A 12,933-nucleotide genomic window follows, 5' to 3' on the forward strand; every position below is an offset into this window, starting at 1 on the left:
TGGCTCAGTTGGCGTCGGGCGGCGTACCGGCCGGCGCGTGGCCCGCGAGCGCCGAGCGGCCCGCGAACGCGAACAGCAGGCCCGAGGCCGCGAGCGAAAGCGCGGTGAGCAGCGCCGCATAGGGCGCGGCGGCCGCGAAGGCGAGCGTGGCGGTATCGGTCCAGACCTGGGTGGCCAGCGTATGCGTGCCGATCGGCGAGAGCAGCAGCGTGGCGTTGAGTTCGGTGACCACCGAGATGAACACCATCGAGGCGGCCGCGCCGAGCCCGGGACCGGCGAGTGGCAGCACCACGCGGCGCAGCGTCGCGAACCAGCCGAGCCCGAGCGCGCGCGCCGTTTCTTCGAGGCGCTGCTGTGCCTGCATGAGCGCCGCGCGCACGCTCACGAGCGCGAGCGGCAGAAAGAGGATCGCGTAGGCCGTAATCAGCAGCGTGGTGCCCTGATAGAGCGGTTCGAGCGCGCGCACCGCGAGCGAGACGATTGCGAGCGCGATGACGAGGCTCGGCACGCCCTGCGCGATGAACGTCGTGCGTTCGAGGAACGTGGCGGCGCGGCTTGGATAGCGAGCGAGCAGATACGCGAGCGGTAGCGCGAGCAGCGTGGTGAAGAACGCGGCGGTGAGGCCGAGCCGCAGCGAGGCGAACGTGGTCGAGACGAGCAACTCGGGCGAAACGTCGGCGGGCGTGATCGCGGCCGCGCCGGGCTGCGTAAGCCAGTAGCCGATCATCGCGAGCGGCACGCCGAGCGTGGCGACGTTGAGCGCGACGAAGCCCGCCGCGACGGGCCAGCGCCAGCGCCCGAGCGCGTGGCGCACGCTCGCGCGCCGGGTGCCGCGATCCACGCGCTCATAGCGCGCGCGGCCGCGTACGCGAAACTCGAGTACGAGGCACACGAGGCACAGCAGGATCAGCACGCAGGCGAGCAGCGAGGCGCCGCCGCCATCGAAGCTCGTGCGGTACTCCGCGTAGATTTCGGTGGTGAAGGTGCGAAAACGCAGCAGCGTGAACGCGCCGAATTCGGACAGCACGCCGAGCGCGACGAGCAGCATCGAGCCGAGCAAGGCGGGCCGCAATTGCGGCAGCACGACGCGCAGGAACACGGCCCAGCGGTTGCAGCCGAGCGCGCGTGCCGATTCTTCGAGCGCCGGGTCGAGGCCGCGCAGCGCGGCGGCCACCGGCAGATAGACGAGCGGGAAGTAGGCGGTCGTGATGACGATGAACGCGCCGAGAAAGTCCTGCAGATCGAGGCTCAGCGAGACCCATGCGTAACTCGTGACGAAGGCCGGCATGGCGAGCGGCGCCGCGGCGAGCAGTGCCCAGGCGCGGCGCCCCGGCACGTCGGTGCGCTCGACGAGCCACGCCACGGCAGTGCCGAGCACGGCGCAAGCGAGCGTGGCCGAGACCGTGATCGAGAGCGTGTTGACGAGCAGCTCGCCGGCAAGCGGACGGAAGATCAGCTCGGCGGCGTCGGCGAGCCCGAACGACAGCGCGCGCCAGAACGTGAGCGCGAGCGGCAGCAGCACCAGCAGCGGGCCGAGCGCGGCGGCCGCGAACAACGCGCGCGGCGTACGCCGCCGCGTGGGCGGGGACAGGGCGGCCGGGGCGTCCATGGGGCCTGACTCCGGCATGGCTTGCGCCGTGGTGACTGCTTCGCTCACGATCTTGCTTCGGACTCCATGGTTTTTACAACAGGCCCGCCTGACGCAACAGACGGCCCGCCTGGCTGTCGTCGCCGAGCTGCTGGATGGTCAGCGCGGGCGGCTTCAGCTGGTCGAACGGCTTGTTGATGGGGTCACTCGCCACGCCGGGGCGAAGCGGGTACTCGAAGCTGATGTGGTCCTGCGCCATCAGCTTCTGTGCGCGCTCGCTCACGAGGTACGCGAGGAACTTCTGCGCGCCGTCCACATTGTGCGCCGACTTCATCACCGCCGCGCCCGAGACGTTCACGAGCGCGCCCACGTCACCATCGGCGAAATGCGCGACGGCACTGCGCGTTTGCTTGTCGCCGATCTCGGCGTGCAGGCGGTCCCAGTAGTAGTTGTTGATGATGCCTGCGGCGACCGCGCCGCGATTCACGGCGGCCACCACGCCTTCGTCGTCGTCGAAGATCTGCGAGTTGGTTTTCAGGCCCTTGAGCCATTCGAGCGTCGCGGCTTCGCCCTTCATGGCGAGCACGGCATCGACGAGCGGCAGGAAGTCGGCGTCGCTCGGCGCGATGCCGACCTTGCCCTTCCACTCGGGTTTGGCCAGGTCGAAAATCGACTTCGGCAGTTGCGCGGGCTGCACCTTGGTCGTGTTATAGGCAAGCACGTTCTCGCGCGCGGTCACGCCCACCCATTGTCCCTGCGGCGAGTTGTAGCGCGCGGGCACGGTGGCGAGCGTGGCCTGTTGCACCGGGGCGAGCAGGCCTTTTTCCTCGAGCAGCATCAGCTCGGGCGAGTTCTCCGTGAAGTAGACGTCGGCGGGCGTCTTCTCGCCTTCGGCGACGAGCTGCGCCGCGAGCGCGGGGCCTTCGCCGCTGCGGATCTTCACGTCGATGCCGGTCTGCTGTTCGAAGTCCTTCGCGAGCTGGTTCACGACCTGCTCGTGCTGCGCGTTGTAGAGCGTGATCGAGGCGGCGTGCGCGCCGAACGGCAGCGCGCCCGCGAGCGCCAGCGAGAGGGCGGCGGCCCGCAGCGGGGCACGCATCGGGAAAAGCTTCATGATCGTTCGTTATCCGTAGTTATCGATTGATTTCAGGCGTTGAACAGCTCCGCGCCGATGAACGAGCCCGGCTTCGCACCCGGCGGGCACGCGAAGATCGCGCTGCCGATGTGCGTCGTGAACTGGTTCATCATGTCGAACTTCGCGAGGCGCTCGTTGATCGGAATGAATCCCGTGCGCGGGTCGCCCTGGTGTGCGACGAAAATGAGGCCCGCGTCATATTCGGTCTCCTGGCGCCACGGCGGCCAGCGCTCGATGTAGAAGTCTGTGCTGTCGTTGTACGAGTACGAGCGGCGCAGGATCTGCGCGCCGTTGTTCGACGCGCGGTTCGAGAGGCGCACGTGCGAGTTCTCGGGAATCAGCGGGTTGCCGTCCTTGTCCTGCGCGTCGAGATCGACTGGATCGAACTCGTTCTTCTGCCCGATGGGGGCGCCGCTGTACTTGTGACGCCCGAACACCTGCTCCTGGAAGCCGAGCTCCATCTGGTCCCAGTGCTGGAGCGTGATGCGAATGCGGCGTACCACCGTATAGGTGCCGCCCTGCATCCATGGCGCGTCCGCGGCCGTGGCCCAGACGAACTCGTTCATCGCCTTCGGGTCCGTGGTGGGCGGGTTGTTGGTGCCGTCCTTGAAGCCCATCAGGTTACGCGCCGTCTTGCCGCGCGGGCCGGAAAGAAAGCCCGCCTGGCCCCAGCGCATCGTGAGGATTCCGTAACCTTGTCGCGCGAGCTGGCGCACCGCGTGGAAGGCCACCTGGGCGTCGTTGGCACAAGCCTGGACGAAGAGGTCGCCGCCCGTCTTCTGGGCGATCAACTGGTCGCCGTTGAAGCGCGGCAGATCGACGAGCGCGGCGGGACGCTTGCTCGCGAGACCATAGCGATCCTTGTCCTGCGAGGTGAAGAGGCCGGGGCCGAAGCCGAACGTCACCGTGAGACCGGCCGGCCCGAGGCCGAGCACGTCGCCGGAATCGGCTGCGGGATGGTCGTCGCCGGTGCCGTCGAGCGAGGCGGCGGGGCGGCCCTGGGTCATCTGCGCCGCGGACTCGGTCCACTTGCGCAGCAGGTTGATGACGTCGGCGCGCGAAGTCGTCGTGAGGTCGAACGCCGCGACATACGTGTGCGCCTGCTGCGGCGTCACGATGCCGCCCTGGTGCTCGCCGTAGAACGGCTCGACGGCGAGCATCGGGTCGGCGGCCATGGCATGGTGCTTCGCCTCGGCGGCCTGGGCCTGGCCGCTTGCGGCAAGACCTGCGCCGGCCGCGGCGCCGAGGCTCGCGCCCAGCGCGGCGCCGGCTTTCAGGAAGCCGCGCCGCGCCGGGCGTGAGGGAGGATTGCGGGTATCGTCTGAGGACATGGTTATTTTGCGAGCACGAGGGTGTTCACGTCGTCTTCTACGTAGTAGAAGCCGTCGCCAGCCGGGGTCAGCGCGATGCCGAAGAGGTCGCCGTTGCCCGGAGGGGTTTGCGCGCGGTCCGTGTCGATCCAGCGCGCGTAAAGCTGTTTGGCCGCGACCGGGTCGATCTCGACGACCTGGCCGTTCAAGGCGTTCGTCACGAGCAAGTGACCCTGGGGCGTCGCGATCATGGCGAGCGGGCGGTGCAGCAGGCCGTCGGCGGTGAGCTGGCGGCCAACGCCGGCGCTCGTGTCGCGCGTCGTCGGGTCTTCGATCACGTTGATGCGGTTGCCGATCGCGTCGGACACGTAGAGCAGCTTGTTGTCCGCCGAAAGCGCGAGGCCGGTCGGGCCGACGAGGAAAACGCCCTTGTCGGCCTGCGCGCCGAAGCCGCTCGCCACCACCGTCTCGCTCTTCACGACCGGCGTCTGGCCGTTCGGGATGTCGAGATCGAGGCGCAGCACGGTGGCCTGCTTGAAGACGGGCGGGTCGCCGTCCGCGCCGCCCACGCCGAAGCCCGCGTTGCTGACGAACAGCGTGGCGTGGTCGCCGTTGTCGATCACGGCCATGTTGCCCCACGGGTCGTTGATGTTAGGGCTGCTGATGGTCTTCGCGATCTTGCCGTTGCTGTCGAGCACGATCAGGCAGCCTGCGCCCTTGGTGTTCGTCGTGCCGTCGTTGCTCGGCGTGCTGCCCACGATCACCCAGCCCGACTTGAGCATCGTCATCGCGATCGAGAGGCCCACGCCGCCGGGGCATTCCTTGAGGTCACGCGGGATCGAAGCGAACAGCGTCATCTGCTTCGTGTCCGGGTGATAGTCGATGATCGTGCTGCCGGTGCCCTGCAGGTTGGCGGCGTTGTTGAAGTTGTCCACCAGCACGTCGCCTGCTTTCACGGTGCCAGCGGAGACCGGCGCGACGAAGATCGCGTACGGGTTCTGATCGCCGTTGTCGGGCACGGTGTTGATGAGCGTGGTGTGGTGCTTGACGTTCTCGAGCAGGCCCTGCGGGTCCGCGTGGGCGACGAGCGGGGCGCTTGCGAGCGTAGCCGCGGCGGCAAGCGCGAGCGCGGACCTGGCAGCGTGCACCGTGTACTGCAGGAGCGTGCGCGTGGCGTGTTTCATACTGGATCTCCGTGCCTCGCGGGATTGCCGCACGTGCGGCGCGGCGCTCATGCCGGAGAGAAAACGCGAGGACTTGAGGTTAGACATGGGACAGGAACGTTGGCAATGGGAGGCGCACTGACTCAGAACGTGATGTTCGTCCGCAAGCCGATCACGAACGTATTGCGTAGCGGCGCTGCCGGATCCTGCGGGTTCTGGCCCGCGCCCGCGTTGAACGTGTACTGCGCGTCGGCCTGAAGCAGCCACCACGGCGTGACCTGATACTGATAGGTCGCTTCGAGCGTCGTTTCCTGCGTGCGAACACCGTAAGGACCACCGAGGAACATGCGCGAATCGAGGTCGAGGTCATGCACGTTGTTGCCGACCTTGATGTACGTGGCCGCGAGGCCCACGCTGTCGTTGTCGCGGCCCTTGAACGGCGCCTTCATCACGATGCCCAGGTTCGCCGCGAGGCTCACGAGATTGCGGTCGCCGGGGGCGCCCATCACGCGCGCGAATACGCCGATGCTGCGCGCCTCGTCCGGATCGGGGCGCCAGATCATCTGGTCGGCGACTGCGTAGATGCTGTAGTTGCCCTGATGCTGCGCGGGAATGCCGCTCGACAGCGGATTCGCGAGCGACAGGCCGGTGTTGTCGAAGCGCTGGTCGGCGAACGGATTGTTGTTGTACCAGAAGCCGAGCTTGTACGTGCCCGGCAGGCCGTGATTGTCCGCGCTCACGAGCTCGCCTTCGGAAGGCTGGTTGATGGCGTACTGAAGCTCGCCAATCCACAGCGTGCCGTTGTGCAGATTGAAGTTCGTACCACTAAGGTTAGTGGGATCGTTGCCGAGCGGGTCGCCGGCGAACACACCGCCTAGCGCGGTGAGCGACGGCGTGATCTGGCCGCGCACGCGCACGCCGAGGCCGGCGAGCGGATAGGCGGGGCCGCCCGAGGGCATGTCGTACGAAGGCAGCGCGGGCCAGCCGAACATCGTGTTGATGAAGAGCGCGCCGTACTGGCTCACGATGAATTCCTGGTCGAGGCTCTGCTGACCGATCTTCACATCGACGCGCTTGTCGAGGAACGACTGCTGATACCAGAGTTCCCACAGGCGCGTGGTAGGCGTGGCTTCGATGCCGCTCGCGGTGTTCAGCGTGCCGAGGTTCGACGTGCTCAGGTTGGTGCCGTGAATCTGCAGGGCGCTCACATTGAACAGGCCGCCGGGAATGCCGAGCGCCTTGCTCGTATCGACCTGGACCGTTGCGGTCGTCAGGCCGTCGTACGCGCCGCCGGTCTTGAGGCCGCCGCGCAGGTTCGCGAGGTACTCGCTCGTTTCCGTGAGCTGGAACGTCACGCCGTACTTGCCGAGCCACGGCCGCAGGCCGCCCATGTCGCCCAGCATGTTCTGCCGCGTCCAGAAACCGGTCCAGAAGTTGGACGGCTGCGCTGCGATGGCGAGGTCGGCTTCCGGGGCTTCGGGGGCGGCGTCGGGGTTTGCGTTGCTCTGCGCATGCGCCGCGCTGCAGGCAAACGTCACGCTGGCGGCAAGCGCAGCGAACGTATGCAGCGCCGGTGCGCGCCTACGTGCCGAACGACCGGTGGCTGCGCGGCGCGAACAGGCCAGCGGGGCCACACGGACTGATCGGGTCGATTCCATCGTATTCCTTACTTATAGGTTGTTCGATTGCGAGATTGGTCGCGTTCGGATTCGTGATTCGCAAGCCACTGAACACCCGTCGTCCACTGACGGCGTCATCGTACTAATCAAGAATGCTATCGTCAACAAAAACGAGAATGATTCTCAACTGATTTACGCCGCGTCATCGGTATTCTTACGGAATACTGTCTAACACCGGGTTGAACATTACAGATCGTCAGTTTTTGGCGATTCAATCGGACGAATGGAGTCGCTTATCATCGTGCTCGTGAACGAACGCTTACCGATCAAGCCGTCCGAAAAGAGTGGCCTCATGACTGACATCACGACACGCTACGAACTGGATCTCGATCCGTACTTCGCCCGCATCGGTTACGACGGGCCGCGCGCGGCGACGCTTGCCGTGCTGCGCGAACTGCACCGGCTCCATCCTCTTGCGATCCCTTTCGAGAACCTTGATCCGTTCGCCGGCCAGCGCGTTTCGATCAAGCTGCCGGACGTTGCCGCCAAGCTCGTGACGCAACGCCGCGGCGGCTACTGTTTCGAGCACAACACCTTGTTCGCGCACGTGCTCATGCAACTGGGCTTTGCCGTCACGCCGCTCGCCGCTCGCGTGCTGTATGGTCGGGAGCCCGGCGCGCGCACGGCGCGCACTCACATGCTGCTGCGCGTGGAGGCAGAGGGCGATCAGTGGCTCGCGGATGTCGGCTTCGGCGGCGCGACCCTATGTGCGCCGCTGTCGCTCTCGACGGAAGGGCAACAGCAGACGCCACATGAACCCGCGCGGATCGTGACGTTACCGGCGGACGAGCGCAAGCTGGAGCTGTTCGATGGCGAGAAGTGGATCGATGTGTATCGCTTCGAATCCACAGCGGCCGAATGGGTCGATTACGAAGTGGCGAACTGGTTCACGTCGGCGTCCCCCGATTCGTTCTTCACTTCCAGCCTCATCGCGTGCATTGCGCGCGAAGGCGGCCGCGCGATCCTGTTCAACGAGCGCTTTACCGGGCGCGATGCGCAGGGACGCATTACGGAGGAGCGTACGATCGCAAATGGAGAGGAACTCGCGCAGTGCCTGCGCGAGCACTTCGGCATCGACCTCGCGCGCGCGGAAGCGACGCAGCGCATCGACGCCGGCGCGCTTTACGAGCGCATGATGGCGCGTGGCGCGAAAGGCTAGGCGCGCACGGCGCGAAGCGTTGCACGAGGCGCGTGCGAGGAGGCCCCCATGACTCATCCGCCAACGACGAAGCCCCTGATGACGAAACTGTTCGTGCAGGTCGTGATCTGGTTCGCGCTGATGGGTGCGTTGCTATTCGGTTCGGCGGGCACCCTGGCGTGGACGGCCGGCTGGTTCTGGTTGCTGGAGTGGGCCGCGTGCGGCGTGTGGATCGGCCTATGGCTCGCGCGTGAGGATCCGGGCCTGCTCGCCGAGCGCCTCGCGCCGTTCGCGCAACGCGAGCAGCAACCGTGGGACCGGGTGTTCATGCTGTGCGTGTCGGTGGGCTTTTGCGCATGGCTGTGCCTGATGGGCATCGACGCCGTGCGCATGCGCTGGTCGAATGTGCCGCTCTGGCTCAGCGTGCTGGGCGCCATCGCGATCTTTATCGACATCTATGCGACGCGCGGCGTTTTCGCGGCGAACCGCTACGCCGCGCCCGTAGTGAAGATCCAGCGCGAGCGCGGGCATACGGTGAGCGACAGCGGTCCGTATGCCTACGTGCGCCATCCGATGTACGGGTTCGCGCTGTTGTTTCTCATCGGCACGCCGCTCATGCTCGGCTCATGGTGGGGGCTCGCGTGCGTGCCGTTCATGGTCGTGGCGCTCGGCTACCGCGCGGTGCGCGAGGAGCAGACGCTCGCGGAGAATCTGCCCGGCTACCGCGCGTATCTCGAGCGCGTGCGCTATCGCTTCGTGCCGGGCATCTGGTAGAGCGGCCGGCTAGCGCGCCTCGGGCGCCGGCAAAGCGTTTGCGTAGCGGCGATAGAGCCACGCGAGCGCCGTGGTGCTGACGAGCGCGAATAAGACGGTGCCGACGCTTTGGCCTACGGCGAGCGCGGTGAGCCAGCCGGGCCTCTGTGCGATTTCGGGCGTGATGCCGGCTCGTCCCAATGCGATCATGATGGCGGTGCCGCACACGGGAATCGGCAGTGCCGTGACGACAACGACGCCGAACATGCTCCAGAAGTGACCGCGCGTATCGCGCCATGCAGCGCCGAGGGCGATGCGGCCGCCAATCGCGACGGCGGGATAGAGCAGTGAGAGGCGCGTGGCCACGAACATCCAGATCGCGATGACCACCAGCGTCAGGAACGCTGAGCCGCCTTGGTGTTGAGGCCGCAGCACGAACCACAGCGCGAGGCCGAGCGCGACGAGCGAAGCCGTCATGACGACGCTGACGATGAAGGTGCGCAGGAGCGGCTTCGCCGCGCCTGGCATGAGCGGCGTGGCCTGCTCGCCGAGCAGCACGAAGCGCGAGACCTTGAGCGTGAACCAGAGGTAGATGAGCGCGTTCAGGATCGAGGCGAGATTGCCGGTCGCCACGAGGGCCGCGGAAGGCGTAACGCCTTCGACTGGCACGGGACGGCCCGCGAGCCCGAACCAGCCGAGCGCCGCGTAAAGCGCGAACGTGCCGGCCACGAGCAGGGGCATTTGCGTGGCGGCTTGCCAGGCGCTCGACCACGTGCGCTTGACGCATTCCATGAAGGTCATCTGTTGCATGTCGTTGTTCACACGGTTGACAGACAGCCTGCAGTCTAACGCGGCGCGGCTAAAGCGGGGGGCGGGTGCGCTGGTGCCGCTCACTTCACGGCAAAGAGCGTGAGGTTCATGAAGACCTTGAACGCGAAGCCGAGCGAGATCGCCGCGCCCACGCCCGCACACCAGAGGAGTACGAACCAGAGCCAGCCGGGCAGCTTGAGGCGCAAGCGGCGCGCGCCGTCATCGCGTGATTCAGTGGTAGTGATGGGAGTCGCCATGACGCACCTTGCCTCTGAAGACCCAGTAACCGAGCGCCGTGTACGCGAGGATGATGGGCAGAATGAATGCGGCGCCTGCAAGCGTGAACATCTGGCTCTCGCGCGGCGCGGCCGCTTCCCAGAGCGTGAGGCCCTGGGGGATCGCATAGGGCCACAGGCTCACGAGCAGGCCCGCATAGCCGAGCAGCACGAGTCCGAGCGCCGCGATGAACGGCGTCTTGTGATGGCGGGCGTGTACGGCCCAGCGCATCCACGCGGCGCAGGCGAGCACGAGCAGCGGCACGGGCGCGAGATGCCAGAAGATGCCCGAGCGGAACCAGCGCTCGGCGACGGCGGGGTCTTGCAGTGGCGTCCACAGGCTCACGAGCGCGATGAAGCCGAGCAGCATGACCGTGAGCGGCCACACGAGCTTGTGCAGGCGCCGCTGCAGATCGCCTTCGGTCTTCGCCACGAGCCAGCAGCAGCCGAGTAGCGCATAGGTCGCGACGAGCCCGAAGCCCGAGAGCAGGCTGAACGGCGTGAGCCAGCCGAAGGCGTCGCCCGCGAAGCGCCCCTCGTCCATGGGAATGCCTTGCAGGAAGGCGCCCAGCGCGATGCCCTGGAAGAATGCCGCGCCCGTCGAGCCGCCGATGAACGCGAGATCCCAAAGATGCTTCGTGCGGTTGGCCTTGGCGCGAATCTCGAACGACACACCGCGGAAGATCAGGCATGCGAGCATGAACACGAGCGGCAGGTAGAGCGCCGAGAGCACGGTCGAGTAGACGACCGGAAACACGGCAAAGAGTCCCGCGCCGCCAAGCACGAGCCAGGTTTCGTTGCCGTCCCAGACAGGGGCGACCGTGTTCATCATGAGGTTGCGCTCCTCCTCGTCGGGGAAGAGCGGAAACACGATGCCGATGCCGAGATCGAAGCCATCCAGCACCACGTAGAGAAGAACGCCGAGCGCGATGATCGCGGCCCAGATGACGGTAACGTCCATTTGCTTGCTAGCCTCGTAACGTTGGATGCGGGAAGCGTCAGGCGTCGATCAGCTGATCGGCGGCGGACATGGGGCGCCGTGCCGTCTGGTTCGCGGCGAGCGCCGGGCGCGCGACGTGCGGCTCACGGGGTTCATGTGGTTCGTGCGGCGTCTGGCCGGGCAGCGCCGGGCCATTGCGCATGAGCTTGAGCAGGTAGTAAATGCCCGTGCCGAAAACGAGGAAGTAGACGACCACGAACGCCATCAGCGAAATACCCACTTGTTGCGCCGTGAGCGGCGACACGGCCTGCGCGGTGCGCATCACGCCGTAGACCACCCAGGGCTGGCGGCCGGCTTCGGTCGTGACCCAGCCCGCGAGCAGCGTGATGAAGCCGGTCGGCCCCATCGCGAGCACGAAGCGCTGGAAACCGCGCGATTCGTAGAGCGTGCCGCGGCGGCGCAGCACCCAGCCCATCACGCCGAGCAAGATCATCAGCAGACCTAAGCCAACCATGATGCGGAAGCTCCAGAACACGAGCGTCGAGTTGGGCCGCTCGTCGGGCGGGAACGACTTGAGGCCCTTGATCTCGCCGTCCCAGCTATGCGTGAGGATCAGGCTGCCAAGGTGGGGTACCTTCACCGCGTAGCGCGTGGTTTCGGCCTGCATGTCGGGAATGCCGAAGAGATTGAGCGCGGTGCCGCCTGGCTCGGTGTCCCAGAGGCCTTCCATCGCGGCGATCTTGGCGGGCTGATATTTGAGCGTGTTCAGGCCGTGCTGGTCGCCCACCATGGCCTGCACGGGCGCGAGCACGAGCAGGAGGACCAGCGCCATCGAAAACATCTTCTTGATGGCGGGATCGCGCCGGCCCTTGAGCAGATGCCACGCACCGGTCGCGGCCACCACGAGCGCGGCCACGATGAACGCGGCGATCGCCATGTGCGCGAGGCGGTACGGGAACGACGGGTTGAAGATGATCTTGAACCAGTCGGTCGGCACGACCTGGCCGTTCACGATTTTGAAGCCTTGCGGCGTCTGCATCCAGCTATTCGAGGCGAGGATCCAGAACGTGGAGATGAGCGTGCCGATGGCGACCATCAGCGTTGCGCCGAAGTGGGCGCGCGGGCTCACGCGGTTCCAGCCGAACAGCATGATGCCGAGGAAGCCCGCTTCGAGAAAGAACGCGGTCATGACCTCGTACATCAGCAACGGACCGGTCACAGGGCCCGCGAACGACGAAAAGCCCGACCAGTTCGTGCCGAACTGGTAGCTCATGACGACGCCGGAAACGACGCCCATGCCGAAAGCCACGGCGAAGACCTTCGACCAGAACAGGCACAGGTCCTTGTAGAACGGCTTGCGGGTTTTGAGCCAGCAGGCTTCGAGCACGGCGATGAAGCTCGCGAGGCCGATGGAGAGCGCGGGGAAGACGATATGGAACGAGACGGTGAAGGCGAACTGCAGTCGGGCCAGGTCGAAGGCGGAGATTGACGTGTGCATGTGCGTGCCTGTTGCTTGCGTGCCGGAAAACGTCGCACTGGGCTGCAGCGGGGGCGCCGAGGTTGCGGTGCGACGGACGTAAGCGTAGGGGAACGGCGGCGGTTTTGCTGCGCTGCGGTGTGCGCCAGCATGTCGCAGCAGTCAATCGATATCTCGCGATAGCGTGCGCTAAAGCATTGATAAAAATCAATTTAGATTGGACGCCCGTTGCGCACGAGGATGGCTCGAACTGCGGTTCACTGCGTCAATACACCGCGCAGCCGCATGAGGTGCGTCAATCTGCCCCGGTACGGGATGCGAAGAATCGTGTGGGGGAATTGAGGCTCGCTTGACCGTGCGAACAGGTGCACGCGCGGTCAAGCATGGAAAAAGAGGAGAGCGAATGAAATGACGATGTCAGCGCGGGTCGCTCCACAGCTTGCCGGCCGTCGCCCAGTTTTCGGGCTTCACGTCGTGAAAGAGGATGTCGACGGATTGCGGTTCGACGCCGAGCACCTTGCAGGTGGTCTCGGTCAGCGCGGCGGCGAGTGCGCGCTTTTGCTCGACGGTGCGGCCTTCGAACATTTCGATGTGGAAAGTCGGCATGCGGGTCTCCTTTGTGGCGGTTAGGGTCGAGATCGAGGATCGGACTCGAAACGTGGGGG

At 66.2% G+C, this 12,933-nt stretch carries 12 protein-coding genes; 2 read left to right on the forward strand and 10 right to left on the reverse strand.

Annotated elements, in window-relative coordinates:
- Window positions 1-4: 4 nt before the first annotated feature.
- The 5 genes from VMJ11_RS11020 to VMJ11_RS11040 all read right to left on the reverse strand — a co-directional run bounded on the left by VMJ11_RS11020 (window position 5) and on the right by VMJ11_RS11040 (window position 6,854).
- Window positions 5-1,609 (reverse strand): ABC transporter permease, encoded by a 1,605-nt coding sequence (locus VMJ11_RS11020; RefSeq protein WP_414694364.1) that lies wholly within the window; start codon window positions 1,607-1,609, stop codon window positions 5-7.
- Between the two features lie 73 nt (window positions 1,610-1,682).
- Window positions 1,683-2,702, reverse strand: a complete 1,020-nt coding sequence (locus VMJ11_RS11025) for an iron ABC transporter substrate-binding protein (RefSeq protein WP_325619453.1) — start codon at window positions 2,700-2,702, stop codon at window positions 1,683-1,685.
- Between the two features lie 32 nt (window positions 2,703-2,734).
- Window positions 2,735-4,054 carry an iron uptake transporter deferrochelatase/peroxidase subunit gene (gene efeB, locus VMJ11_RS11030; protein WP_325619454.1) on the reverse strand — a complete coding sequence of 440 codons (1,320 nt, stop codon included), beginning with the start codon at window positions 4,052-4,054 and terminating at the stop codon, window positions 2,735-2,737.
- Window positions 4,055-4,056: 2 nt separating this feature from the next.
- On the reverse strand, window positions 4,057-5,217 hold the full coding sequence (locus VMJ11_RS11035) for a hypothetical protein (RefSeq protein ID WP_325619455.1): 1,161 nt from the start codon (window positions 5,215-5,217) through the stop codon (window positions 4,057-4,059).
- Window positions 5,218-5,339: 122 nt separating this feature from the next.
- Window positions 5,340-6,854, reverse strand: coding sequence for a carbohydrate porin (locus VMJ11_RS11040; protein WP_325619456.1), 1,515 nt, complete (start codon window positions 6,852-6,854; stop codon window positions 5,340-5,342).
- Between the two features lie 313 nt (window positions 6,855-7,167).
- Here VMJ11_RS11040 and VMJ11_RS11045 point away from each other — a divergent pair, with 313 nt between their 5' ends.
- A complete protein-coding gene (locus tag VMJ11_RS11045; protein ID WP_325619457.1) occupies window positions 7,168-8,034 on the forward strand; it encodes an arylamine N-acetyltransferase in 867 nt (288 codons plus the stop codon).
- A gap of 75 nt (window positions 8,035-8,109) precedes the next feature.
- On the forward strand, window positions 8,110-8,787 hold the full coding sequence (locus tag VMJ11_RS11050; protein ID WP_325619478.1) for an isoprenylcysteine carboxylmethyltransferase family protein: 678 nt from the start codon (window positions 8,110-8,112) through the stop codon (window positions 8,785-8,787).
- 9 nt (window positions 8,788-8,796) lie between these two features.
- Here the strand turns inward: VMJ11_RS11050 and VMJ11_RS11055 are convergent, their stop codons facing one another.
- The 5 genes from VMJ11_RS11055 to VMJ11_RS11075 all read right to left on the reverse strand — a co-directional run bounded on the left by VMJ11_RS11055 (window position 8,797) and on the right by VMJ11_RS11075 (window position 12,907).
- On the reverse strand, window positions 8,797-9,576 hold the full coding sequence (locus VMJ11_RS11055) for a hypothetical protein (protein ID WP_325619458.1): 780 nt from the start codon (window positions 9,574-9,576) through the stop codon (window positions 8,797-8,799).
- A gap of 80 nt (window positions 9,577-9,656) precedes the next feature.
- Window positions 9,657-9,833 carry a hypothetical protein gene (locus tag VMJ11_RS11060; protein WP_325619459.1) on the reverse strand — a complete coding sequence of 59 codons (177 nt, stop codon included), beginning with the start codon at window positions 9,831-9,833 and terminating at the stop codon, window positions 9,657-9,659.
- Complete coding sequence (gene cydB / locus VMJ11_RS11065; RefSeq protein WP_325619460.1) at window positions 9,808-10,812, reverse strand: cytochrome d ubiquinol oxidase subunit II; 1,005 nt, start codon at window positions 10,810-10,812, stop codon at window positions 9,808-9,810. Before cydB ends, VMJ11_RS11060 begins: the two co-directional genes overlap by 26 nt.
- A 37-nt stretch (window positions 10,813-10,849) precedes the next feature.
- On the reverse strand, window positions 10,850-12,289 hold the full coding sequence (locus tag VMJ11_RS11070) for a cytochrome ubiquinol oxidase subunit I (RefSeq protein ID WP_325619461.1): 1,440 nt from the start codon (window positions 12,287-12,289) through the stop codon (window positions 10,850-10,852).
- Between the two features lie 396 nt (window positions 12,290-12,685).
- Window positions 12,686-12,907 carry a 4-oxalocrotonate tautomerase gene (locus tag VMJ11_RS11075; protein ID WP_325619479.1) on the reverse strand — a complete coding sequence of 74 codons (222 nt, stop codon included), beginning with the start codon at window positions 12,905-12,907 and terminating at the stop codon, window positions 12,686-12,688.
- Between the last annotated feature and the right edge of the window lie 26 nt (window positions 12,908-12,933).

The organism is Paraburkholderia sp. (assembly GCF_035501035.1).
Lineage (GTDB): Bacteria > Pseudomonadota > Gammaproteobacteria > Burkholderiales > Burkholderiaceae > Paraburkholderia.

Bases quoted from the DNA above. Each gene is read 5' to 3' on its own strand.
- VMJ11_RS11020 (WP_414694364.1), bottom strand. From the start codon at position 1,609: ATGGACGCCCCGGCCGCCCTGTCCCCGCCCACGCGGCGGCGTACGCCG.
- VMJ11_RS11025 (WP_325619453.1), bottom strand. From the start codon at position 2,702: ATGAAGCTTTTCCCGATGCGTGCCCCGCTGCGGGCCGCCGCCCTCTCG.
- efeB (WP_325619454.1), bottom strand. From the start codon at position 4,054: ATGTCCTCAGACGATACCCGCAATCCTCCCTCACGCCCGGCGCGGCGC.
- VMJ11_RS11035 (WP_325619455.1), bottom strand. From the start codon at position 5,217: ATGAAACACGCCACGCGCACGCTCCTGCAGTACACGGTGCACGCTGCC.
- VMJ11_RS11040 (WP_325619456.1), bottom strand. From the start codon at position 6,854: ATGGAATCGACCCGATCAGTCCGTGTGGCCCCGCTGGCCTGTTCGCGC.
- VMJ11_RS11045 (WP_325619457.1), top strand. From the start codon at position 7,168: ATGACTGACATCACGACACGCTACGAACTGGATCTCGATCCGTACTTC.
- VMJ11_RS11055 (WP_325619458.1), bottom strand. From the start codon at position 9,576: ATGCAACAGATGACCTTCATGGAATGCGTCAAGCGCACGTGGTCGAGC.
- VMJ11_RS11060 (WP_325619459.1), bottom strand. From the start codon at position 9,833: ATGGCGACTCCCATCACTACCACTGAATCACGCGATGACGGCGCGCGC.
- cydB (WP_325619460.1), bottom strand. From the start codon at position 10,812: ATGGACGTTACCGTCATCTGGGCCGCGATCATCGCGCTCGGCGTTCTT.
- VMJ11_RS11070 (WP_325619461.1), bottom strand. From the start codon at position 12,289: ATGCACACGTCAATCTCCGCCTTCGACCTGGCCCGACTGCAGTTCGCC.